This is a genomic window from Pseudomonas rossensis, assembly GCF_039888995.1.
GTDB lineage: Bacteria > Pseudomonadota > Gammaproteobacteria > Pseudomonadales > Pseudomonadaceae > Aquipseudomonas > Aquipseudomonas rossensis.
Window position 1 is genome coordinate 1 of record NZ_JBBWCB010000039.1, and the last position, 22,734, is coordinate 22,734.

20 protein-coding genes are annotated in these 22,734 nt (G+C 60.8%); 12 read left to right on the forward strand and 8 right to left on the reverse strand.

Features of this window, described 5'->3' with window-relative positions:
• Positions 1-736: 736 nt before the first annotated feature.
• Positions 737-1,753 (forward strand): DUF6515 family protein, encoded by a 1,017-nt coding sequence (locus tag WLY71_RS12745; RefSeq protein ID WP_347803826.1) that lies wholly within the window; start codon positions 737-739, stop codon positions 1,751-1,753.
• Here the strand turns inward: WLY71_RS12745 and WLY71_RS12750 are convergent.
• Positions 1,738-2,643, reverse strand: a complete 906-nt coding sequence (locus tag WLY71_RS12750) for a cation diffusion facilitator family transporter (protein ID WP_347803827.1) — start codon at positions 2,641-2,643, stop codon at positions 1,738-1,740. The two genes, WLY71_RS12745 and WLY71_RS12750, sit on opposite strands and share 16 nt — an antisense overlap.
• A 41-nt stretch (positions 2,644-2,684) precedes the next feature.
• Positions 2,685-3,104, reverse strand: a complete 420-nt coding sequence (locus tag WLY71_RS12755; RefSeq protein ID WP_046056587.1) for a hypothetical protein — start codon at positions 3,102-3,104, stop codon at positions 2,685-2,687.
• A 110-nt stretch (positions 3,105-3,214) separates the two neighbouring features.
• On the opposite strand from WLY71_RS12755, the gene hrpB reads away from it, so the two are divergent.
• Positions 3,215-5,734 (forward strand): ATP-dependent helicase HrpB, encoded by a 2,520-nt coding sequence (gene hrpB, locus WLY71_RS12760; RefSeq protein WP_347803828.1) that lies wholly within the window; start codon positions 3,215-3,217, stop codon positions 5,732-5,734.
• A gap of 108 nt (positions 5,735-5,842) precedes the next feature.
• Here the strand turns inward: hrpB and WLY71_RS12765 are convergent, their stop codons facing one another.
• Positions 5,843-6,757 (reverse strand): LysR substrate-binding domain-containing protein, encoded by a 915-nt coding sequence (locus WLY71_RS12765; protein WP_095130716.1) that lies wholly within the window; start codon positions 6,755-6,757, stop codon positions 5,843-5,845.
• Positions 6,758-6,982: 225 nt separating this feature from the next.
• On the opposite strand from WLY71_RS12765, the gene WLY71_RS12770 reads away from it, so the two are divergent.
• The 5 genes from WLY71_RS12770 (at position 6,983) to WLY71_RS12790 (ending at position 12,900) form a co-directional block, all read left to right on the forward strand.
• Positions 6,983-8,476 (forward strand): aldehyde dehydrogenase, encoded by a 1,494-nt coding sequence (locus tag WLY71_RS12770; RefSeq protein ID WP_347803829.1) that lies wholly within the window; start codon positions 6,983-6,985, stop codon positions 8,474-8,476.
• A gap of 31 nt (positions 8,477-8,507) precedes the next feature.
• Positions 8,508-9,878: an aspartate aminotransferase family protein gene (locus WLY71_RS12775; RefSeq protein WP_347803830.1), complete on the forward strand. Its 1,371-nt coding sequence runs from the start codon at positions 8,508-8,510 to the stop codon at positions 9,876-9,878.
• Positions 9,879-10,276: 398 nt separating this feature from the next.
• On the forward strand, positions 10,277-11,263 hold the full coding sequence (locus WLY71_RS12780) for an ABC transporter substrate-binding protein (RefSeq protein ID WP_347803831.1): 987 nt from the start codon (positions 10,277-10,279) through the stop codon (positions 11,261-11,263).
• Positions 11,264-11,272: 9 nt separating this feature from the next.
• Positions 11,273-12,076: an ABC transporter permease gene (locus tag WLY71_RS12785; RefSeq protein ID WP_192410829.1), complete on the forward strand. Its 804-nt coding sequence runs from the start codon at positions 11,273-11,275 to the stop codon at positions 12,074-12,076.
• Entirely contained in the window at positions 12,064-12,900 is an 837-nt protein-coding gene (locus WLY71_RS12790) for an ABC transporter ATP-binding protein (RefSeq protein WP_347803832.1), read from the forward strand. Before WLY71_RS12785 ends, WLY71_RS12790 begins: the two co-directional genes overlap by 13 nt.
• Before the next feature lie 7 nt (positions 12,901-12,907).
• Here the strand turns inward: WLY71_RS12790 and WLY71_RS12795 are convergent, their stop codons facing one another.
• Positions 12,908-13,987, reverse strand: a complete 1,080-nt coding sequence (locus WLY71_RS12795; RefSeq protein ID WP_347803833.1) for an endonuclease/exonuclease/phosphatase family protein — start codon at positions 13,985-13,987, stop codon at positions 12,908-12,910.
• A gap of 259 nt (positions 13,988-14,246) precedes the next feature.
• Positions 14,247-14,921, reverse strand: coding sequence for a YciC family protein (locus tag WLY71_RS12800; RefSeq protein WP_347803834.1), 675 nt, complete (start codon positions 14,919-14,921; stop codon positions 14,247-14,249).
• Positions 14,922-15,099: 178 nt separating this feature from the next.
• On the opposite strand from WLY71_RS12800, the gene WLY71_RS12805 reads away from it, so the two are divergent.
• From WLY71_RS12805 to WLY71_RS12815, 3 genes are all read left to right on the forward strand, one after another.
• On the forward strand, positions 15,100-15,855 hold the full coding sequence (locus WLY71_RS12805; RefSeq protein WP_347803835.1) for a DUF2076 domain-containing protein: 756 nt from the start codon (positions 15,100-15,102) through the stop codon (positions 15,853-15,855).
• A gap of 137 nt (positions 15,856-15,992) precedes the next feature.
• Positions 15,993-16,472: a LabA-like NYN domain-containing protein gene (locus tag WLY71_RS12810; RefSeq protein ID WP_010467410.1), complete on the forward strand. Its 480-nt coding sequence runs from the start codon at positions 15,993-15,995 to the stop codon at positions 16,470-16,472.
• 22 nt (positions 16,473-16,494) lie between these two features.
• A complete protein-coding gene (locus tag WLY71_RS12815) occupies positions 16,495-17,106 on the forward strand; it encodes a 3'-5' exonuclease (RefSeq protein WP_046048736.1) in 612 nt (203 codons plus the stop codon).
• A 124-nt stretch (positions 17,107-17,230) separates the two neighbouring features.
• Here the strand turns inward: WLY71_RS12815 and WLY71_RS12820 are convergent, their stop codons facing one another.
• Positions 17,231-17,689 carry an Lrp/AsnC family transcriptional regulator gene (locus WLY71_RS12820; RefSeq protein ID WP_347803836.1) on the reverse strand — a complete coding sequence of 153 codons (459 nt, stop codon included), beginning with the start codon at positions 17,687-17,689 and terminating at the stop codon, positions 17,231-17,233.
• A 163-nt stretch (positions 17,690-17,852) separates the two neighbouring features.
• On the opposite strand from WLY71_RS12820, the gene yedA reads away from it, so the two are divergent.
• Together yedA and rhlE1 are read left to right on the forward strand one after the other, a co-directional pair.
• On the forward strand, positions 17,853-18,779 hold the full coding sequence (gene yedA, locus WLY71_RS12825) for a drug/metabolite exporter YedA (RefSeq protein WP_347803837.1): 927 nt from the start codon (positions 17,853-17,855) through the stop codon (positions 18,777-18,779).
• Positions 18,780-18,857: 78 nt separating this feature from the next.
• Positions 18,858-20,192, forward strand: a complete 1,335-nt coding sequence (gene rhlE1, locus WLY71_RS12830) for an RNA helicase RhlE1 (protein ID WP_347803838.1) — start codon at positions 18,858-18,860, stop codon at positions 20,190-20,192.
• 125 nt (positions 20,193-20,317) lie between these two features.
• On the opposite strand, the gene WLY71_RS12835 is transcribed toward rhlE1, so the two are convergent.
• Together WLY71_RS12835 and WLY71_RS12840 are read right to left on the reverse strand one after the other, a co-directional pair.
• Positions 20,318-21,559: a TIGR03862 family flavoprotein gene (locus WLY71_RS12835; RefSeq protein ID WP_347803839.1), complete on the reverse strand. Its 1,242-nt coding sequence runs from the start codon at positions 21,557-21,559 to the stop codon at positions 20,318-20,320.
• A gap of 215 nt (positions 21,560-21,774) precedes the next feature.
• Positions 21,775-22,695: a histone deacetylase family protein gene (locus WLY71_RS12840; protein WP_347803840.1), complete on the reverse strand. Its 921-nt coding sequence runs from the start codon at positions 22,693-22,695 to the stop codon at positions 21,775-21,777.
• Between the last annotated feature and the right edge of the window lie 39 nt (positions 22,696-22,734).

A 22,734-nucleotide genomic window follows, 5' to 3' on the forward strand; every position in this document is an offset into this window, starting at 1 on the left:
ACGCTGGTGACTTGGAGGTGAAAGTCCTCTACACACCCGGCAAGGGGAAGTGTTAGCCAGAGGCAAGGGTGTCGCGGGCGACTGCGAATCTGAAGGAAGCCCGAGGCAAAATGCTGGCCTGACGAACAGGAAGCGGATTAGGCGGTGCAGCGGGGTAAGGTAGCCAAAATTGCCAAAGCCCAATACTTGCACGGAACGCTGTGACGTAGATCCGACAGGCATAAGCAGGAAGGTCGCGCGAATTACCCTGGGAGATCTGTTTAGCCTGCCATGTGCTACCGGCGTCGCGAGATGACGGGATGGGCGACAGAAGTCAGCAGAGGCCGTAGTAGTTGCTCGAAACCGGAGCAATGAAGGGCTGAACCTGCCATGAGTGGATAGTCGGGTGTGATCTCTGTTGGAGCGTAAAGCAGAAACTCCGCATAGCGGGGGTCGAGACCATCAGGAGGTAGGAGCCGGAAGCTCCGAGGGCCGATCTGGGCGCTTAGATACCGCAGGCGACACATCAACGGAACCAAGCTCGCTGACGTTGTTTGTCAGTAGGCAGGAACCGCCGTATACGGAACCGTACGTACGGTGGTGTGAGAGGACGGCGGGGGCAACCCCGCCTCCTACTCGATCCCGGAATTTGCCGACTGCCCTCAATAAATAAGTTTCGCGACTGATAACCTGTTGCAGAACCGGCCTGTGCTTTCCCAGTCTTACGTACAGGCCCTAACCCGCAGTGAGGAAAAGCATGAAGTCGCGCATCTGGCGTTTGGCCGGTGTTGGTTTGCTGTGTGTAAGTGTCACTGCGCAATCGCTGGCCGATGAGCCGCAAAATCGTGGCCCCGATGGCGGTCAACGCGGGTCGGACGACCACCAGGGCAACAATCAGGGGCATGGCGGCAACAATCAGCCACGCCCGCAGAACAACGACATCATTCGTGGCGACAACAGTCGCCAGTTCGAGCACAACGACCAGAATCAGAGCGACGGTCAACGGCAGAACCGTGCGCCGCACGACTACAACAGTCCGGTTCGACCACCGCCCCCACCGCCGCAGCTACCGGCCAATGACCTGCCGATTCAGGGCCGGCCCGACACCGTGCGCCAGACCCAGCAGCCACAGCGTGGTTACTACCAGGACGTGCCGCGGCGCAACGATAACAACCAGCATTGGCAGAACAACGGTCCGCGTCCCGATGACCATCGCTGGGCCGGTCGCCCGGACGGGCACGGTAATGGCTGGGGCGCCGGCCCGCAGTATCGCCCCGGTCATGTGATCGATCGTTTCCCCGACCGTGATTACCGTGTGCCGTACCGTGGTCAGGATTTCTTCTACTCCGGCGGCTACTGGTATCGTCCGCTCGGTCCGCGTTATGTGGTGGTTCAGCCGCCACGCGGGATTCGCGTCAGCTACTTGCCCGATTACGCGCGTGAAGTGTGGATCGGCGGTGCGCTGTTGTTCCTGGCGGCCGGTTCCTATTACGCCTATCAGGAAAGCACTCAGGATTACGTCGTGGTCGAGCCGCCCGTGCAACCGCAGCCGCAACCAGTCAGCAATAGTTTTGACGTGGTGGCGTATCCGGCCAGCGGTCAGTCGCCGGAGCAGGTCAACCAGGACGGTTACGAGTGCTATCAATACGCGGTGCAGCAGAGTGGCTTCGATCCGCGAACGGCCACCTACCAGCCGGCCCCGTCGGTGGTGCAAGCCTACCGACAGGCCCAGGGCAATTGTCTGAGCAGTCGCGGTTATCAGGTTTCTTTCTGAGCCTTGCCAGCCAGTACCACTTCCTGCGGGTCGGCGTGCACAAGCACTTCGGCTCGCGGGTAGGCGGCGTGAATGGCATCGGCGGCTTGATCGCTGATGCCGTGAGCGACTGACAGGGTCAAATCCCCTGGCAATTCCAGGTGCAACTGCACGAACCACTGGTTGCCGGAAACCCGCGTACGCAGGTCGTGCGCCCCCAATACTCCCGGTACGCCGCAGGCCAGTTCGAGCATGTGCTGGCTGACGTCCGACGGCAGTTCTTCATCCATCAGCACCGTAAAACTTTCCCGGGCGATCTGAATCGCGCTCCATAGAATGTAGGCGGCGATCCCCAATCCGAACCAAGGGTCGACCTGATGCCAGCCAAACCCGGCGAGCACCAGCGCCACCAGAATGCTGCCGTTGAGCAGCATGTCCGAGCGGTAATGCAGGGCGTCGGCGCGCACCGCGTTGGAACCGGTCGCCTTGACGACCCGATGTTGCAACATCAGCAGGGCCAGGGTCAGTGCCAGGGAAAACACAATCACCCCGATACTGATCCATGGCGCCCCCACTGGTTCCGGGTGTTTCAGTCGATCAATCGCCTGCAAGGCAATCAGCACCGCGCTGCCGCCAATGAACAACGCCTGAGCCATGCCCGCCAGCGACTCGGCCTTGCCGTGCCCGTAACGGTGATCATCGTCGGCCGGGCGCAAGGCGTAATGCACAGCGAGCAGGTTGAGCAGCGAGGTGACACCGTCGAGGGCCGAGTCGGTCAACCCGGCGAGCATGCTGACCGAACCGCTCAACCACCAGGCGATGGCTTTGGCGACGATCAACGTGCATGCCACCGCCACCGAGGCACGGGTCGCCAGCCGCAGCAGGCGGGCATGTTCGGAGCTTGCAATCATAGGGGCGGCTTGTCCTTTAAGTGTTCCTTCACCGGCACGGATTACGCGGCAGGTTGCAGGCCGAACATGGCCAGTTGCTGCGCGCTGCCCTTGTGCTGGATCAGGCGTGGGTCGTCCAGCGGGAAGCTACGTCCCAGTTCGGTTTCGAGAATAGTCTGCAACTTGTGGTTATCGACCTTGCCGTCGGCGCCGATGGCTTCCTTGAGTTTTTCCGGGGCCACTTGGGCGGTCTTGCCGGGCTCGAAGTAAATCGCGCCAGTGGCGAAGTCCACGGCAAACGCGATCAGGCCGGGGATGATGTAGAACAGCAGGCCCACGGCATCCAGCGCGGCGATGGCCGGGTCGATCTTGCCGTCGATCTGGCCACGACGGTCAGGGTAGAAAATCGATCCGCAAGCGGTCACCTGGGTCAGCAACGTCGCGACCAATACACCGCCAATCAAGCGAAAGGGAACACGCATATGAAATCTCCTGAGTCATCTGGAAAACGAAGGGGCGTCTATATGAATTAGGACCACGACGAACGCTAGGCAGTTCGCCGTTATACTCGGCCCTCTGTTTGGGAGCCAGCATGATTTCTTTGCCGATTGATGAAGTTTTACCCGCCCTGCGTGAAGCCTTGGCTACACGCCACGAAGCCGTGCTCGAAGCACCGCCCGGCGCCGGTAAAACCACCCGCGTGCCGTTGGCCTTGCTCAACGAGCCCTGGTTGGCCGGGCAGACCATTCTGATGCTTGAACCGCGCCGTTTGGCTGCGCGGGCAGCAGCGGAGCGGCTGGCCAGTGAGCTGGGCGAGAAGGTCGGCGAAACCGTCGGTTATCGCATTCGTCTCGACAGCAAAGTCGGCCCCAACACTCGCATCGAAGTGGTCACCGAAGGGATTCTCACCCGGCGCTTGCAGGACGACCCGGCGCTCGAAGGCGTGGGGTTGCTGATTTTCGATGAATTTCACGAGCGCAGCCTCGACGCCGATCTGGCGTTGGCCCTGAGCCTGAATGGCCGCGAGCTGTTTCGTGACAATCAGCCGCTGAAAATCCTGTTGATGTCGGCAACGCTGGAAGGCGAACGCCTGGCCGGGTTGCTCGATGACGCGCCGATCCTGCGCAGCGAAGGCCGCATGTACCCGGTGGCGATGCGTTGGGGCCGGCCGTTCCAACCTGGCGAATTCATCGAGCCGCGCGTGGTGCAAACCATCCTCGAAGCCTTGAACGATGAAACCGGCAGCGTGTTGGTGTTCCTGCCGGGGCAGGCGGAAATCCGTCGCGTGCATCAACAGTTGGCCGATGCACTGGGCGAGAGCACACAGGTTTTGCTTTGCCCGTTGCACGGCGAACTCGATCTGGCTGCGCAACGCGCCGCGATTGATCCCGCGCCTGTCGGCAAACGCAAAGTGGTGCTGGCCACCAACATCGCCGAGACCAGCCTGACCATCGACGGCGTACGCGTGGTGATCGATGCCGGGCTGGCGCGGGTGCCGCGTTTCGATTCGGGCAGCGGCATGGCCCGCCTCGATACTCAGCGTATTTCCAAAGCCAGCGCCACTCAGCGCGCGGGCCGGGCAGGGCGGTTGGAACCGGGTGTGTGTTATCGCTTGTGGTCGCAGGATCAGCACGAGCAACTGGCGGCCTACGCCAGCGCGGAAATCCTCTCGGCGGATCTTGCCGGACTTGCTTTGCAGCTCGGCCGCTGGGGCGTGACGCCGGGGCAATTGGTGTGGCTCGACGTACCGCCCGCGGCGGCATATGCGCAGGCTCAGGACCTGCTTGATCGCCTGGGCGCATTGGACGGCGAAGCGCTGACCCATCACGGTCAGGCCATGGCCGAACTGCCGGCGCATCCACGTATCGCGCATTTGCTGTTGCGCGGTCAGGCGCTCGGCTTGGCCAACATGGCCTGCGATGTCGCGGCCTTGCTCGGCGAGCGAGATATTTTGCGTGGCGCCGGGGCGGATCTGCACAGCCGATTGGTGCTGTTGTCCGGCGAAGAACGCGCCGCACGCGGCGCTCAGGGTGGCGTGCAACGTGCCCGGCAATTGGCGCGGCAGTATCGCGGTTACCTGCGGGGTAAAGCGTCGGAACCGGTCGGCGATCCGGATCATCCTCGCTGGCTCGGCGCACTGCTGGCGTTAGCCTATCCCGACCGTGTTGCCCAGCAGCGTCGTGCCGGTGGCGCGGAGTATCGCCTGGCCAACGGTCGCGCAGCGCTGTTTGCCGAAGCCGACAGTTTGATGAAACAACCGTGGCTGGTGATCGCCGATCTCGGCAGCCGGCAGGGTCAGCGTGAAGAACGCATTTATCTGGCGGCGGATTTCGATCCTGCGCTGTTCGATTCAGTGCTGGCCGAGCAGGTTCGCTTGGTCGATCAACTGGATTGGGACGAGCGCGAAGGCGTGTTGCGCGCCGAGCGTCAGCGTAAGGTCGGTGAATTGATCCTCAGCCGCGAGCCGTTGACCGGACTCGATGAGACCGCTCGCAGCCAGGCGCTGGTGAATCTGGTGCGGCGCAAAGGTCTGGAACTGTTGCCATGGACTCCGGAGCTGCGTCAGTGGCAGGCGCGGGTTGCGTTGTTGCGGCAGCTGGATCTCGGCAGTAAGGAGCAGAGTGAATGGCCGGATGTCAGCGACGCCGCCCTGCTCAAAAGCCTCGAACATTGGCTGATGCCGTACTTGGGCAAAGTCTCGCGGCTCAGCCACTTCGCCAATCTGGACCTGTCGAGCATCGTCCATAACCTGTTGCCGTGGCCACTGCCGCAACGGCTGGATGAACTGGCGCCGCATCATCTGAGCGTGCCGTCAGGTTCATCGATTCGTCTGGATTACAGCGAACAGCCGCCGATTCTGGCGGTGCGGTTGCAGGAGTTGTTCGGCTTGGCCGAGACCCCGCGGATTGCCGGTGGCCGGCAGGTGGTCAAACTGCATTTGCTGTCCCCGGCGCGACGGCCGGTGCAGGTGACCCAGGATCTGGCGAACTTCTGGCGCAGCACGTATGCCGAGGTGAAGAAGGATTTGAAAGGGCGCTATCCGAAGCACTACTGGCCGGATGATCCGCTGGTGGCCGAAGCGACCGCGCGGATCAAACCCCGTAAAAGCTGAAGATCAAAAGATCGCAGCCTCGTTTCACTCGACAGCTCCTACAAGGGATACGCGGTACATGTAGGAGCTGTCGAGTGAAACGAGGCTGCGATCTTTTGACGTTGATGTTCAAGAGGCGGCCTTCGCGGTGAGCTGCTCCCGACAATAATCGGCAAACAACTGCGCCGGTTTGGTCAACTGCCCGCGCTTGAGCCACGCCGCCACCAGCCCTGAGCCGGTGACGTCTTCGACGATGTCCACGCATACCACTTTCTGGCCGTCATAGGTGCATTCCGAATGCGGCCGGGTGACCAGGATCGAGAAGCCGAACCCTTGCCCGACCATTCCCCGGACCATCTCGATCGACGGTGAGCTGAAGGCAATGTTCGGCGTCAGCCCCAACTCTTCGAACAGGCTGACGAAGTAGGTCCGGCTCGGTTGCACGTCCAGCAGAATCATCGGCTCCAGGCACAGATCGCGCAGCGATACTTGCTTGAGCTGGGCAAAGCGATGATCCGCCGGCAGCAACGCGTAAGGCCGTTGCGCCGGCATCAAGGGTTCGGTCTGGATGGTGGCGTCGAGGTCGTGTTCATACAGGATCGCCAGGTCGAAGGTGCCCGAGGTCAGGCCTTGCACCAGCTCTTGCTGTTCGCCGTCGCGGATACGGATTTTCACCCCGGGATACAGCGCCGAGAACCCGGCAATCAACTGCGGCAGGTACAGCGGCGCGACCGTTTCGAAGCAGCCGATATCGATTTGCCCGGCCACCACATCGTTGTCGGCCAGGGCGTTCTGTTCGAACTCCTTGGCCATGCGCAGCAGTTCCTGGGCCTTGCGGTAGAAGCGTGCGCCGCTGGGGGTCAAGGACACGCCCTGGGCGTGATGACGGATCAGCAGTTGCACGCCGAAGCTGTCTTCCAGGCCTTTGATCGCCGTGGAGATGGCCGGCTGGGCGATGTACAGCTTGCGCGACGCTTCGGCGACGCTGCCGCATTCGACGGTGGTGATGAAGTACTTCAATTGACGCAGGTTGTAGGCAGCCACGGCAAACCTCGGGGTGGATGGACTCGACATCCAGGCAATTTTTGCGCCGACTGCATCCGTTCTGACGACGGTGTTGTTATGCCTGAACAATAACCACATACCGCGCCACCGGGGAGATTGGCTGCCCAGTTTTTTCATGGTCTGCGAAGACATTTTTACTATTTTTCCTTGACGCAGGCCTGGGCCACCATCCAATCCACAAGAAAGCCCATGGAGCATCTGAACGTGTTCGAGCTTACATTCTGGCAAAACAAAGCCGCTGCGCTGCGGTTTCCCGATCAGGCCGTGATCGACGGCAAGCCCCGTGCGGCTCAGTCGGGGCAGACCTTCGCCGCGATCAACCCCGCCACCGGCCAGTGCCTGGCCAACGTGGCCGCGTGCGGCGAAGAAGACGTAGACGCCGCGGTGCGCAATGCGCGGCAAGTGTTCGAGGCCGGAACCTGGTCGGCGCGTTCGCCGAATGAGCGCAAGCAAGTGCTGTTGCGCCTGGCCGATCTGATCATGATCCATCGCGAAGAACTGGCGCTGCTCGATTCTCTGAACATGGGCAAACCGGTGATGGACGCCTACAACATTGACGTGCCGGGCGCCGCCGGGGTGTTTCGCTGGTACGCCGAAAGCCTCGACAAACTCTACGACCAGATCGCCCCCAGCGCGCAGAACGTGTTGGCGACCATCACCCGCGAATCGCTGGGCGTGGTTGCGGCCGTGGTGCCCTGGAATTTCCCGCTGGACATGGCTGCATGGAAACTCGCGCCAGCGTTGGCGGCGGGTAATTCGGTGATCCTCAAACCCGCCGAGCAGTCACCGTTTTCCGCCCTGCGTCTGGCCGAGCTGGCGCTGGAAGCCGGCCTGCCAGCCGGCGTGCTGAACGTGTTGCCGGGGCTCGGCGAGCAGACCGGCAAAGCCCTCGGTCTGCACCCGGACGTCGATTGCCTGGTGTTCACCGGCTCCACCGAAGTCGGCAAGTATTTCATGCAGTACGCCGCGCAATCGAACCTCAAACAGGTGTGGCTGGAGTGCGGCGGCAAGAGCGCCAATCTGGTATTCGCTGATTGTCAGGATTTGGATCTTGCCGCAGAGAAAGCCGCGTTCGGGATCTTCTTCAATCAGGGCGAAGTCTGCTCGGCCAACTCGCGATTGCTGGTGGAGCATTCGATTCATGACGAGCTCGTCGAGCGCCTCAAAGTACAGGCCGAACGTTGGCAACCGGGTGATCCGCTGGACCCGTCGAGCCGCGCCGGGGCGATTGTCGACAACCGCCAGACGGCACGCATCATGAAGTTCATCCAGCAGGCCGAGCGCCAAGGCGCGACGAAACTTTGTGGCGGTCGACAGTCGATTTTCAACGGCTCCGACAACTTCATCCAGCCGACCATTTTCACCGGTGTGAGCCCGGACATGCCGCTGTTTCGCGATGAAGTGTTCGGCCCGGTGCTGGCGGTCACGGCGTTCGATGACGAGGCCCACGCCTTGCAACTGGCCAACGACAGCGTCTACGGTTTGGCCGCGTCGCTGTGGACCGACGACCTCAATCGCGCCCACCGCGTGGCGCGGCAATTGCGAGCCGGCACGGTGTCGGTCAACAGCGTCGATGCGCTGGACGTGACCGTGCCTTTCGGTGGCGGCAAACAATCCGGTTTCGGCCGCGACCTGTCGCTGCACTCATTCGATAAATACACCCAGTTGAAAACCACCTGGTTTCAGCTGCGCTCATAACAGCCGCTAATAACAAAACGGAGAACTGGCGATGACCACACCACGTGAAACCCGCGACTACCAGGCCGCCGATGCTGCGCACCACATCCACGCATTTGTCGATCAAAAAGCGCTCAACGATGAAGGGCCCCGAGTGATGGTCCGTGGCGAGCGCCTGCACCTGTGGGACAACGATGGTCGGCGTTACCTCGACGGCATGTCCGGGCTGTGGTGCACCAACCTCGGTTACGGGCGCAAGGACCTGGCCGCCGCCGCATCCCGGCAACTGGAGCAGTTGCCGTACTACAACATGTTTTTCCACACCACCCACCCGCAGGTCATCGAGCTCTCGGAGCTGCTGTTCAGCCTGTTGCCGGGGCACTACAGCCACGCGATCTACACCAACTCCGGCTCCGAGGCCAACGAGGTGCTGATCCGCACCGTGCGTCGTTACTGGACGATCCTCGGCAAGCCCGAGAAGAAAGTCATGATCGGTCGCTGGAACGGTTATCACGGCTCGACCCTGGCGGCGACGGCGCTCGGTGGCATGAAGTTCATGCACGAAATGGGCGGCATGATTCCCGACATCGAACACATCGATGAGCCGTACTTTTTCGCCCACGAGGGCAACCTGACCCCGGCTGAATTTGGCCTGCGGGCGGCGCAGCAGCTGGAAGCGAAGATTCTCGAACTCGGCGCGGACAAGGTCGCCGGGTTTATCGCCGAACCATTTCAGGGTGCTGGCGGGATGATCTTTCCGCCCGAAAGTTACTGGCCGGAAATTCAGCGGATTTGCCGTAAATACGACGTGCTGTTGTGCGCCGATGAAGTGATCGGTGGCTTCGGTCGTACCGGTGAATGGTTCGCCCACGAACACTTCGGTTTCGAGCCGGACACGCTGTCGATCGCCAAGGGTTTGACCTCGGGTTACATCCCCATGGGCGGTCTGATTCTGTCGAAGAAAATGGCTCAGGTACTGGTGGAACAGGGCGGGGTGTTTGCCCACGGCTTGACCTACTCCGGACACCCGGTGGCAGCGGCGGTGGCCATCGCCAACCTCACGGCATTGCGCGATGAAGGGGTGGTGGCGCGGGTCAAGGATGACATCGGGCCCTACCTGCAACAGTGCTTGCGCGAGGTGTTCGGCAATCACCCGTTGGTGGGCGATATTCAGGGTGTCGGGATGGTGGCGGCGCTGCAATTGGCTGAAGACAAAACCAGTCGCAAGCGCTTTGCCAATGAGAACGACATTGCCTGGCGTTGCCGCACGATTGGCTTTGAAGAGGGGGTGATTATTCGCTCGACGCTGGGGCGGATGATCATGGCGCCTGCGTTGATTGCCAGTCGTGAAGAGGTTGATGAACTGGTGGGGAAAACCCTGAAAGCCGTTGATCGTACGGCGCAGGAATACGGCCGGATTTAAGAATGCTGGAAGGTCCTGCGGACCTTAATCGCGGGCAAGCCCGCTCCCACAGGTTATGTGTCGTGTCTAACTTATCCGACCGACACACAACCCTGTGGGAGCGGGCTTGCCCGCGATTGCTTTTATCCATTCAACACACATCTCACCTTTTGCACCCACCTCGGGCATCCCCGCCCACAGCGCCCTTTTACAGTGCGCGCTACCCAGTTTTTTCATCGCTCGCCTCGACATATTTCCTAATTTTCCTAATCCCGGCCTTGGGCCAACATCGACTTCGCCAGTCAGCCAAACGCTGCTCGCCGAAAGGTCCATCAGAGACCTCAGGTGGCAGCTCTTCTCCAAGGCCGCTGGCCGTACTGCCCATGACAAAACTAAATCAACAGCTTTGGGAGTGCTCCATGATCAAGTCCTTGCTTACCCGCTTCGCACATCCACTGGCGGTCACCGCCATCGCCGCAACGGTCGCTACCAGCGCCCAGGCCGGCACCCTCTCTATTGGCCACACCACGTGGGTCGGTTACGGCACGCTCTACCTGGCTCGGGACCTGGGCTATTTCAAGGAAAACGGTTTGACCGTCGAATTACCCGTCGTCGAAGAAGCCTCGATGTACATGGCCGCGCAAGCCTCGGGTGAATTGTCGGGCTCGGCGTCGACCATCGACGAAGTGCTCAAGTACCGCCCGCAATTCTGCTTCAAAGCGGTGGCCGCACTGGATGACAGCCATGGTGGCGACGGTGTTTTGGTCGGCAAGGACGTCAAGAGTCTGCAGGAGCTGAAAGGCAAAGCCGTGGCGGTGAACGAAGGTTCGACTTCGCAGTTCTGGCTGTCTTATCTGCTGAAAAAACACGGCATGACCATGAGCGACATCACCGTGCAGAACATGACAGCTGACGATGCCGCTACCGCGTTCATCGCCGGTCGCGTGCCAGCCGCCGTGACCTGGGAGCCGCATCTGTCGATGGTCCGCAATAAGCAACAAGGCAAGGTGCTGATCGACAGCAGCAGTACGCCGGGAGTGATTGTTGACGTGGTCGCGCTCAACTGCACGGTCATCGAGAAGCAGCCGGAAGACGTCAAGGCGTTGGTGGCGGGTCTGTACAAGGCGGTCCAGTACACCAAGGACCATCCGCAAGAAGCCTACAAAATCATGGCCAAAGGCGTTGGCGGTTACCTCGCCGATCCGAAGGAATTGGCCGCAGCCGCGCAAGGCGTGCGTTTCTACGATCAGGCCATGAGCGAAAAACTGCTTGGCTCGCCGGGCAAACCGGGTGACAGCGAACCGCTGATAAAACTGGCCAACGAGACCGCCAGCGAATTGCAGGGCAAACCCTACAACGTCAGCAATGACGACCTGATCGACAACCGCTTCGTCAGCCCGCTCTAGGAGGTTTGCATGTTCAAGCGCAATTCATGGCTGAGCCGCTGCATCACGCCCAAGACCGGCCTGCCGGTGTCGGTGATCTGGAGCGCGAGCGGTCTGGCCTGGGTGTTGTTGGTCGGCCTGTGGGCCGGGTTGTCTTACGGCGGCGTGGTGCCGGGCATGTTCCTGCCGACACCGGGCGCGGTGGTCGAGGCCGCCGTGCGCCTGAGCCGCGACGGCACACTGGGCCAGCATGTGTGGGCCAGTCTCGAAGTGGTAATGGTCGGCTTCATCGTGTCGTCGCTGGTGGCGGTGCCACTGGGGTTGCTGATGGGCAGCTTCCGTATCGTTCAGGCGTTCCTTGAGCCGATGGTCAATTTCATCCGCTACCTGCCGGTAACTTCGTTCGTACCGCTGTTCATTCTGTGGATTGGTATCGGTCTGGAGCAGCGGGTTTCGGTGATCATTTTCGGGGTGTTCTTCCAGCAACTGGTGATGATCGCGGACGTGTCCAAAGGCATCTCCAAGGACCTGATCAACGCGTCTTACACCTTGGGCTCGAACCGTCGCGATGCGGTGCTGCATGTGATCGCCCCGGCGTCGTTGCCGGGTGTGCTCGACACCTTGCGCGTGACCATGGGCTGGGCCTGGACTTACCTGGTGGTCGCCGAGCTGGTCGCGGCTTCCAGTGGTCTGGGTTACTTGAGCCTTAAAGCCATGCGCGGCTTTCAGGTGGATGTGATTTTTCTGGCAATCGCGATCATCGGCCTGCTGGGCCTGGTCACCGATCAACTGTTCCGTTTTCTCCGTCTGAGGATCGCCGCATGGGCTCAGTAAGCGCCGTCAACCCTCGTTTCGTCACGCCACAGGCTGCCCCGGTGCACGCCGCGCCACGGCTGCAAGTGGATAAGGTCAGCCTTCGCTATCAAAAGCCCGACGGTGGAGTGTTCACCGCTTTGGATCAGGTGTCGTTCGAAGTGCCGGATCAGCAATTCGCTGTACTGGTCGGGCCTTCGGGCTGCGGCAAGTCGAGTTTGCTGTACCTCACCGCCGGATTGAATGAGCCCACGGAAGGCGAGATCTACGTCGGTGGCCAGCAAGTTCAAGGGCCGGGTGCGGATCGCGGCATGGTGTTCCAGAGCTATACGCTGTTCCCGTGGCTGACCGTGCGCCAGAACATCGAGTTCGGCCTCAAGCGTCGAGGCATGGCGGCCGCCCTGCGCAAGGAGATCGTCGACTACTACGTCAACGAAGTGGGCCTGGCCGGGTTCGCCGACAACTACGCCAAGCAGCTGTCCGGCGGCATGATGCAGCGTGTGGCAATTGCTCGGGCGCTGGCCAACGACCCACAAATCCTGCTGATGGACGAGCCCTTCGGTGCCCTCGACAGCCAGACGCGCCTGCAAATGCAGCAGCTGTTGTTGCGGGTCTGGGGCAACAGCAAGAAGACCGTGTTGTTCGTGACCCACGATATCGACGAGGCGATTCTGCTGGGCGACCGGGTCTACGTGATGGGCGCTCGGCCGGGGCGGATCAAGCTGATTCTGGACGTGCCGATCGAACGCCCACGGACCCTGGACATGGTCATGGAGCGCTCGTTCATCGACATGAAGCGCAAGATCTTCGGGTTATTGCACGACGAGCTGGAGGAGGAACATTGATTCAGCCCTAGGGCGCTGCAGGCAAGAGGAAACGGGCGATCACCGGCAAGTGATCGGAGATCCGCAAGGTGTCGTCCTGTCTCACCGTCGCCTCGACCCGTTTGATCCGCGGACTGTAGAACAGGTAGTCGACAGTCCGGTCCGGGCCGTTCAAGCCCGGATCATTCGGGTAATGGGTCAACCACCGCGCCCGGTCGATGCCGCTGGCTTCGTTGTTGGTCGGGATCATCGGGTATTTGTCCCACAGCACATGCAGCGCGCTGTCGGCGGCGTACGCCGTGCGTTGCTCGTCGGGCAGGCGTCGATATTGCCCCAGCGGCAACAGGTTGAAGTCCCCACCGATCAACCACGGCGTGCCGCGGCTTTCGAACTTGTCGAGGACTTTGACCATGGCCGCCACCTGGGATTGCAGCGTTTCGTCTGGCGGGATAACACGGTCCAGGTGGGTGTTGAGCACCGCTATCTGACTGCCGTCGCTCAACGGCAGATACGTGACCAACAAGGCGTTTTTCGGTTTGAACTGGCGGGTGACGAAGTTGGCCGGCGCGATCGGTAATTGCAGGCGTTCGGCGTGTTCGATCTGGTAGCGGCTGAGGGTGGCCAGTTGCCGGCCGACGCTGCCAAAGATGTGCGGCTCAGGCACGAAGTCGGCTTTCCAGTCGAAGGCGTGAGTGCTGCACGGATACAGGTCCGCGACTCGCTCCTGAAGCAGTTTGAACTGGTTTTGGTAATCGCTGGGCTTGGCGCCTTCATCGAGCTCCTGCAACAGCACGACGTCCGGTTGCTCGTCGCGGATCACCCGCGCCACTTCATCGAGGCTGAAGGCCATGTCTTCGGACGTGGGTTTTTCGTCATTGCCAGCCGCCAGGTCATTCCAGAACACATAGCGTTTTCCCGCCAGGTACTGGACGTTCCAGGTCATCACCTTCAGCGCTTGACCGGGCACCAGCGTCGGCGCCTGGGCGTTGCAACTGACCGGTAAGGCTTCCTTGGCTTCGGGACGCCAGGTCAGGTTGTAGATCAGCAAGGCAATCAGGCCGGTCACGGTCAACAGGCCCAGCAGGGTGTAGCGCAGTAGACGGGTCATGGTTCGGCTTATAGCGTTACAAAAGTTGACCCGAGCATAACCGAGCGTCGGGTTTAATCCCAAGGGTGAAACGGCCTGCCCATCAATTAGCCGAAACACGCACCCTATAGCAGCTGGCGAAGCCTGCGTTCGGCTGCGAAGCAGCCGTTAGTTCATTCAGACACCGCGTGGTCTCTGGCACACCGTGCATGCCGGATTTACGACTGCTGCGCAGCCGAACGCAGGCTTCGCCAGCTACTACAAGGGGGTGGGTTGTCAGTCAAAGCGGCCCGTCAATTTTCTCGGGCACCTCGTTGATCAGCATGAACAAGCGGAACAGCACAACGCTGACGAACAATTGCAGGAAGCTCTGGGCGCTGTCGATCAGCAGGGAAATCACCGGGTTCTGCGGTTCCGGGTAGACCGCAAGGGTCGCGCCCTTGAGCACCCACAACGGGCCCATTACACAGAGAATGCACACCAGAATGCGCAGAAAATGGCCACGGGTCAGGCGCAGGCTTTCCTTCATCGCCGCCAGCGGGGCGAAGCCGCGCAGCACCAGCAGGTACTCGCCAAACGCCAGGGTCACCATCAGCCAGATGCCCGGGAGGAAATACAGCGACAGGCCGATCAGGATCAGCAGGGTGTTGAGCGCGGTGAGCAGGGCGAAGCGTGGCCACAGGTAGGCCGACCTCGACAACAATTCGCGGTTGCTCGGTGATTCGCCACGGCTGCGGGCATCGAGAAACAGGATCAGCGCGGCGGTGTACAGCGGATACACCAACAAGCCGACCATCACGCTGATGCCGGGGAAGCTGTCCGGCTCGGTGGAGTGGTCGACCACTTGTTGCAGCAGCGCTTCGAAGATCACCAGCGGCAGGCACAGCCGCACGATCTGGCCCAGATTGCGCTTGAAGAAATACAGAGAGTCACGCAGTACATCTAACGAATTCATCAGTCGGTATCGCAGGTTGAAAGCAGTGGCCCACTTTAACCGATGAAGCGCTTTGGGGCGCAAACGTAAACGTTCGGTAAAGACCATTGAAACATCCTGTATCAGCCTCCATTACGGATGAGCACCTTATCCACAGTGGGTAAGGGCGACGATATTCCCGGCAATCTACGAGGTCGCCATGAACAGCGAAGAACAAACCCTGATCGATGGACTGTTTTCCCGGCTGCAACAGGCCGAAACGGACTCAGCCCCGCGCGACGCCCAGGCCGAGGCGCGGATCAAGGAACACCTGACTCGCCAGCCAGCGGCAGGCTATTTCATGACCCAGGCGATTCTGGTGCAAGAGGCCGCCCTCAAAAGCCTCGACGAACAGAACAAACAGCTCGCCCAACAAGTCCAGCAATTGCAGGCCGAGCTGCAATCGGCCAAGGCTCAGCCAGCTGCTCCGGCACCGAGCAGTGGTGGCTTCTTGTCGAGCATCTTTGGTGGCGGTTCCCGTGATCCGCAGCCAGCGTCCACCCAAAGCCCACCCGCATCGAGTGGTGGCGGCTGGCGTGAACCGGCGCGGCCGTCGTTCAATTCGCAGTCGCCACAACAGAACTTCGGTGCGGCGTCGCCTCAGCAGAATTATGCCCCGCAACAGCCTGCCGGCAGCAGTTTCCTCGGGGGGGCGCTGAAAACCGCCGCCGGTGTGGCCGGTGGTGTGATGTTGGCGCAAGGCATCAGCAGCCTGTTCCACCACAATCAGCAGCCGGAAGTGGCTGAAGTCATCAAGGAAGAACCGGCTCAGGTCGCCGATCAGAGCGGTGACAACGGCTCGGGCGAAGATCAGCGCGTGGCTGACAACTCCAGTGATCAGGGCGGCTTTACCGACGCCGACTACAGCGATGACAGCTCATCGTTCTTCGGCGGTGACGACGATTCCTACGTCTGATACGCCATTCGTCCGGAGCGCTACGGCGCTCCGGGCCGATTATTCGCGGAACAATCCTTCAGGCTGGCATACTGGGCAACTTTTCGGGCCTGGTGCCTGATCCTGCCCGCGCTCCGGCGCGCCAACGAGGATGACCGGTGAAAAAAATCGCAGTGTTCGCCGATGTCCAGAACCTCTATTACACCGTGCGTCAGGCCTATGGTTGCCATTTCAACTATGCCGCGCTGTGGGCTGATATCAGCAAGCAGGGCGAGATCGTCGAGGCCTATGCCTACGCGATCGATCGCGGCGACAGCAAACAACAGCAATTCCAGCAGATCCTGCGCAACCTCGGCTTCATTGTGAAGCTCAAGCCCTACATCCAGCGCAGCGATGGTTCGGCCAAAGGTGACTGGGACGTGGGCATCACCCTCGACATCATGGACGCCGCCGATCATGTCGACGAAGTGGTGCTGGCTTCCGGTGACGGTGATTTCGACATGCTGCTGGAGCGCATCATCACCAAGCACGGGGTGCAAGCCGTGGCCTACGGCGTGCCGGGCCTGACGGCCAACTCGCTGATCCGCGCCGCCAGCCGCTACGTGCCGATCGAAGGCGCGTTGCTGCTCAAGAATTGATTTTTACGGAGTTGAAACAGGTTTGGAACGCATAGCAGTCATCGACTTTGAAACCACCGGGATCTCTCCGAGCAGCAGCTGCCGGGCCACGGAAATTGCCGTGGTGATCCTAGAACAGGGGCGCATCGTCGAGCGTTACCAAAGCCTGATGAATGCCGGCGTGCGCGTCCCGGCCTTCATCGAACAACTCACCGGCATCAGCAACGCCATGCTGCGCACCGCGCCATCGGCGGAGCAGGTGATGAACGAAGTCAACGAATTCGTCGGTATCACACCGCTGCTGGCGCACAACGCCGCGTTCGACCAGAAGTTCTGGGACTTTGAGCTGGGGCGTATCAAGCGCACACGCTTGCAGAACTTTGCCTGCTCGCTGCTACTCGCCCGCCGTTTGATGCCCGCCGCGCCGAACCACAAGCTCGGTACTCTCACCACGTTCGCCAACCTGCCTCACACCGGTAAAGCTCACCGGGCCATGGCCGATGCCGAGATGGCGGCCAATCTGACGGCGCATTTGGCCCAGGAGTTGCGGCAGAAGCACGGGTTGCGCGAGTTGTCCCATGATCTGCTGGTCAGCTTGCAGAAAGTGCCGGCGGCGAAGATCAATGAGCACCTCAAACGGCATCGCGGATTCTGAAAACACCGCAAATCCCCTGTGGGAGCGAGCTTGCTCGCGATAGCGATTTATCATTCAACATTGATGTTGACTGACACACCGCCTTCGCGAGCAAGCTCGCTCCCACATTGGATCTTCGGCAACATTAGATGGTCTTTCCATTCCCCTCCAACTGCCCCAACGGCACACGCTTCTCTATCGCGCTCGACAGCACAATCGACGTCTTGCTGAACCCGAACTTGGCGATCCGGTTGATCAACTCTTCCAGCTCCGGCATCGAACCCACCGCCGCTTGCATGATCACGCACGGATCACCCGTCACCCGGTGGCATTCGGTCAGTTGCGGGATTTTGATCAGGTCGTCGTAGGCCTTCTGGTTGCCGTGCTGGTTCAGGCGCAGTTCGATCACGCACTGGATCGGCAAGCCAAGCTTGGCCATGTCGACTTTCGCCTGGTAACCCGTGATGACCCCGCAGGCTTCCAGTTTGGCGACGCGCTCGGCCACGGCCGGGGCGGACAGGTTCACTTTGCGCGCCAGGTCGGCGTAGGACGCACGACCGTTTTCCAACAGGGCGCTGAGGAGCATGCGGTCGTATTTGTCCATCGTCGGACTCCTGAAAAATGACTGACTTTCGAAAACACGGTTTATAGCGATGATCTCCGTGTTTTGAAAAGTGTACCGGCGCTATAAACAGGTTTTGTAACTTATTTTGCGCCGCGGGCCTTTCTAGAATAGTTGTTCACTTGTCTTGCCTACGAGCTGCCCCATGCCTGGCTTACGTCGTTTTCCCTTACCGTTGATCGCTGCCTTTTTCGCGTTGTACGTGATTTGGGGCTCGACTTACCTGGTGATTCGCATCGGCGTGGAGTACTGGCCGCCGTTGCTGCTCGCCGGTATCCGCTTCGTGATCGCCGGGACGTTGATGTACGCGTTCCTGCGTTGGCGCGGGGCGCCGGCACCGACCTGGGAGCAGTGGAAAGCCGCCGGGATCATCGGGATTTTGCTGTTGGCGTGCGGTAACGGCGGGGTGAGCGTGGCCGAACACATGGGCGTCGCCTCGGGTGTGGCTGCGTTGGCGGTGGCGACAGTGCCGCTGTTTACCTTGCTCTGCGGGTATTTCTGGGGCGCGCGTAATACCCGTCTCGAATGGGCCGGGATTGTGCTCGGACTGATTGGCATTGCCATGCTCAACCTCGGTTCCAACCTGCAATCGAGTCCGTTGGGCGCCGCGTTACTGATTTTCGCGGCAGCGTCCTGGGCCTTCGGTTCGGTGTGGAGCAAGCATTTGCCGTTGCCACAGGGCGCGATGGCCAGTGCTGTGGAAATGCTGGTCGGCGGCGTGGCGTTGCTGATCGGCAGTGCGCTGAGTGGTGAGCATCTGGAAGCCATGCCGCCGATCGAAGGCTGGGCGGCCCTGGCCTACCTGACCTTCTTCGGCTCGATCATCGCTTTCAACGCTTATATGTATCTGTTGAAAAACGTGCGGCCGGCGGCGGCCACCAGTTATGCTTACGTCAACCCGGCGGTGGCGGTGTTGCTGGGGATCGTGTTTGTCGGCGAGACCATCGGGATCGAGGAAGCGCTGGCCATGTTGGTGATCATCAGCGCCGTGGTGTTGATCGGATTGCCGCAGTGGCGCCGGGCTCCGGAACGACCTGCTGCCGTGGTGCAGACAGAATCCCGTGTGAATTAGGGTAAACTGCGCGCCATTGCATCTCGTTTTGCACACTTGTTTTGAAAAACCCGCGCTGAATTTTCCTACGGTAATCCCATGACTTTCGCCTCCCTTGGCCTGATCGAACCCTTGCTGCGCTCTCTCGAGACGCTCGGCTACCAGACCCCGACGCCGGTTCAGGCGCAAGCCATTCCGGCGGTGCTGGCCGGTCGCGACCTGATGGCCGCCGCCCAGACCGGGACTGGCAAGACCGCCGGCTTCGCGCTGCCGCTCCTGCAATTGCTGGCCATGGAAGGGCCGAAAGTGGCGTCTAACTCGGTGCGCGCACTGATCCTGGTGCCGACCCGCGAATTGGCCGAACAGGTTCACGAAGCCGTGCGTCAGTACGCCGAGAATCTGCCGTTGAGCACTTACGCGGTGTACGGCGGCGTCAGCATCAACCCGCAAATGATGAAGCTGCGCAAGGGTGTTGACGTGCTGGTGGCGACGCCGGGTCGTTTGCTCGACCTGTATCGCCAGAAGGCCCTCAAGTTCAATCAGCTGCAAACCCTGATTCTGGACGAAGCCGATCGCATGCTTGATCTGGGTTTCTCCGAGGAACTGGGGAATATCTACCGCGTGCTGCCCAAGCAACGTCAGACGCTGCTGTTCTCCGCGACTTTCTCCGACGCTATCCGCTTGCTGGCCGGACAAATGCTCAACGATCCACTGAGCATCGAAGTCAGCCCGCGCAACGTGGCTGCCAACACCGTCAAGCAATGGGTGGTGACGGTAGACAAGAAGCGCAAGCCGGAGCTGTTCATCCATTTGCTGCGCAAGGGCAAGTGGAAGCAGGTGCTGGTGTTCGCCAAGACCCGCAATGGCGTGGACGCGCTGGTGGAAAAACTCCAGGGTCTGGGCATCAATGCCGACGGCATCCACGGCGACAAACCTCAGGCAACTCGCCAGCGCGCACTGGACCGTTTCAAGGCCAGTGAAGTGCAGATTCTTGTGGCCACCGACGTTGCGGCCCGTGGTCTGGATATCGAAGATTTGCCATTGGTGGTCAACTTCGACCTGCCGATCGTGGCGGAGGACTACATCCACCGGATCGGTCGTACCGGTCGCGCGGGTGCAACCGGGCAGGCGATTTCGTTGGTCTGCGCCGATGAAGTGAATCTGCTGTCGGCCATCGAGACGTTGACCCGTCAGACATTGCCTCGCCAGATGGAGCATGATTTCGAGCCTGAGCACCGGGTGCCGGATACCGATGCCAGCGGTCAGGTAGTCAAGAAGCCGAAAAAACCGAAGAAGCCGAAGACCTCCAGTGGCGGTAAACGCAATCTGGGTAAGTGGGTTGAGAGCGGTGATGCGTCGGCGCCGGAGCCTTCGATCAAACCTGTGCGCAAGGTGCCGGTGTTTAATACCGGGCCGCGTAAGAAGAAGCCTTGAATACACGCGGCGTCTGTTAGGCCGCCTTCGCGAGCAAGCCCGCACACACATTCAACCGGGTTCTTTCAGAAAGAATGCGGTCGAATGTGGGAGCGAGCTTGCTCGCGAAGGGCGCGCCTCGGTCCTCAGTCCTTGCGCTTCAACCACTCCACCATCCCCAACCCCGCCGCGCGCCCGCTGGCGAAACACGCGGTCAGCAAATAGCCCCCCGTCGGCGCTTCCCAATCCAGCATTTCCCCCGCGCAGAACACGCCGGGCAGTTGCTTGAGCATCAAACGTTCATCCATCGACTCGAACATCACGCCACCCGCGCTGCTGATGGCCTCGTCCAGTGGGCGGGTTTTCACCAGTGTCAGTGCAAGCGCCTTGATCGCTTTGGCCAGCAGCGCCGGATCAGCGAAGCTTTCGGCCGGAGTGAGTTCGCGCAGCAACGCCGCTTTCACACCATCGATCCCGAGCTGGCTGTGCAGATGTTTAGCCATGGAGCGTGAACCGCGTGGTTTGCTCAGCGCAGCCTGCACCTTATCCACAGGCTTGCCCGGCAACAGGTCCAGGTGAATGGTTGCCGAGGCGTGCTGGTTGATGGCTTCGCGGATTGGCGCCGACAAGGCGTAGATCAAACTGCCTTCAATCCCGGTTGCCGTGATCACACATTCCCCGAGCCGCGGCACGTCGTCATTGAGGCCAATGGCGATGTTTTTCAGCGGTGCGCCGGCGAATTTGCTGACCATCAACTCGCTCCAGGCCTGCACCTCGAAGCCGCAATTACTCGGTTGCAGCGGCGCGAGTCCTACGCGTTGTTGTTCCAGTGGCAGCATCCAGGCGCCGTCCGAGCCGAGCCGCGACCAGCTGCCGCCGCCGAGGGCCAGCAAGGTTGCGTCAGGCTTGATGGTTTTTTCGCCCTCGGGGCTGTCGATGCGCAATCCACCCCTGTCATCCCAGCCGAGCCAGCGGTGACGGGTGTGGATAACGACGCCGCTGTCTCGCAGACGTTTGAGCCATGCACGCAACAGGGGGGCGGCTTTCATGTCTGTAGGAAAGACTCGCCCGGAGCTGCCGACAAAGGTTTCGATGCCCAGGTCATGAATCCATTGGCACAGCGCATCGGCACCGAAGCCACGCAGCAGTGGCGCAATCTGCGGCGCGCGTTCGGCGTAGCGTGAGAGAAATGCCGGGTAGGCTTCGGAATGGGTGATGTTCATGCCACCCACGCCGGCCAGCAGGAATTTTCGCCCCACCGAAGGCATGCCGTCGTACAGATCAACCTTGATCCCGGCCTGGCTCAGCACTTCGGCCGCCATCAAACCGGCGGGGCCGCCACCGATGATGGCAACGTGAGGGGAGAGGGCGGAGGAAGGCTGAGTCATGGAGTGCGCTGCGGTTTGGCGGGATAAGCGGCGCATTCTACCAGCACAGATCCCTGTGGGAGCGAGCTCGCTCCCACAGGAGTTCTATGTTGTTTTGACGGGCTGGTTAAAAAGTAACCGCCGCTGTGTAGGCTATACGCAGTCAGGGCTGTAGCCCCTTTCACTCAGGTTATCCACAGGCAGTTCCACAAACATTGTGGGTAAAGACTCACACCTCAATGACAACCTGATGACTGCCAGACTCGTTGCGCACTGTGATGCAGGATTCCATGACGGCGCGCCAACGCCTTGCGGTCTTTGCTGTAGCCGCCGCCGATCACCCCGACCACCGGAATATCCCGGCCCAGGCAATGACGCATCACGCTTTCATCGCGAGCGGCGACGCCTTCGTCTGTCAGCTTCAGGTAGCCGATCGCGTCATCTTTATGCACATCGACGCCGGCGTCATACAGCACCAGATCCGGTTGATAGAGCGGCAGCAAATAGTTGAGCGCATCGTCCACCACCTTCAGGTAATCGGCATCGCCCATGCCCTTGGGCAGTGGAATGTCCCAGTCACTTTCGGCTTTGCGTGCGGGAAAATTCTTCTCGCAGTGCAGGGAAACGGTCACAGCCTCCGGGGTGTTGTGCAGGATCCGTGCAGTCCCGTCGCCCTGATGCACATCGCAGTCGAAGATCAGTACCCGGTTCACACGGCCGCTTTCCAGCAAGAAATGGCTGATCACCGCCAGGTCATTGAAGATGCAGAACCCGGCAGGATGGTCGTAGTGAGCGTGATGGGTGCCGCCGGCCAAGTGACAGGCCAAACCATGTTCCAGCGCCTGCTCGGCCGCCAGCAGCGAGCCGCCAACCGCCCGCACCGTGCGCCGGGCCAGCGCTTCACTCCACGGCAGCCCGAGGCGCCGCTGGTCTTCGCGGGACAACTCACCGCCCATGTAGCGTTCGATATACGCAGGGTCATGTGCGAGCGCGAGAATCTCTGGCGGGCAGAGGTCGGGGCGCATCAGGTCAGCGTCCCGGGTCAGTCCGCTGTCCACCAGGTGATCGCGCAACAGGCGAAACTTGTCCATGGGGAAGCGGTGATCCGCCGGGAACTCGGGACTGTAGTCTTCGTGGTAGATCAGGGGCAGGGGCATGGCTGATTTATACAGGACGGTAGGTAGGAATGATCGAAG

What these genes read in the sequence shown, in the direction of transcription:
- WLY71_RS12795 (WP_347803833.1), bottom strand. Translation starts at nt 13,987, where the DNA reads ATGACCCGTCTACTGCGCTACACCCTGCTGGGCCTGTTGACCGTGACC.
- WLY71_RS12750 (WP_347803827.1), bottom strand. Translation starts at nt 2,643, where the DNA reads ATGATTGCAAGCTCCGAACATGCCCGCCTGCTGCGGCTGGCGACCCGT.
- WLY71_RS12785 (WP_192410829.1), top strand. Translation starts at nt 11,273, where the DNA reads ATGTTCAAGCGCAATTCATGGCTGAGCCGCTGCATCACGCCCAAGACC.
- WLY71_RS12775 (WP_347803830.1), top strand. Translation starts at nt 8,508, where the DNA reads ATGACCACACCACGTGAAACCCGCGACTACCAGGCCGCCGATGCTGCG.
- rhlE1 (WP_347803838.1), top strand. Translation starts at nt 18,858, where the DNA reads ATGACTTTCGCCTCCCTTGGCCTGATCGAACCCTTGCTGCGCTCTCTC.
- WLY71_RS12780 (WP_347803831.1), top strand. Translation starts at nt 10,277, where the DNA reads ATGATCAAGTCCTTGCTTACCCGCTTCGCACATCCACTGGCGGTCACC.
- yedA (WP_347803837.1), top strand. Translation starts at nt 17,853, where the DNA reads ATGCCTGGCTTACGTCGTTTTCCCTTACCGTTGATCGCTGCCTTTTTC.
- WLY71_RS12745 (WP_347803826.1), top strand. Translation starts at nt 737, where the DNA reads ATGAAGTCGCGCATCTGGCGTTTGGCCGGTGTTGGTTTGCTGTGTGTA.
- WLY71_RS12790 (WP_347803832.1), top strand. Translation starts at nt 12,064, where the DNA reads ATGGGCTCAGTAAGCGCCGTCAACCCTCGTTTCGTCACGCCACAGGCT.
- WLY71_RS12805 (WP_347803835.1), top strand. Translation starts at nt 15,100, where the DNA reads ATGAACAGCGAAGAACAAACCCTGATCGATGGACTGTTTTCCCGGCTG.
- WLY71_RS12835 (WP_347803839.1), bottom strand. Translation starts at nt 21,559, where the DNA reads ATGACTCAGCCTTCCTCCGCCCTCTCCCCTCACGTTGCCATCATCGGT.
- WLY71_RS12755 (WP_046056587.1), bottom strand. Translation starts at nt 3,104, where the DNA reads ATGCGTGTTCCCTTTCGCTTGATTGGCGGTGTATTGGTCGCGACGTTG.
- WLY71_RS12800 (WP_347803834.1), bottom strand. Translation starts at nt 14,921, where the DNA reads ATGAATTCGTTAGATGTACTGCGTGACTCTCTGTATTTCTTCAAGCGC.
- WLY71_RS12820 (WP_347803836.1), bottom strand. Translation starts at nt 17,689, where the DNA reads ATGGACAAATACGACCGCATGCTCCTCAGCGCCCTGTTGGAAAACGGT.
- hrpB (WP_347803828.1), top strand. Translation starts at nt 3,215, where the DNA reads ATGATTTCTTTGCCGATTGATGAAGTTTTACCCGCCCTGCGTGAAGCC.
- WLY71_RS12840 (WP_347803840.1), bottom strand. Translation starts at nt 22,695, where the DNA reads ATGCCCCTGCCCCTGATCTACCACGAAGACTACAGTCCCGAGTTCCCG.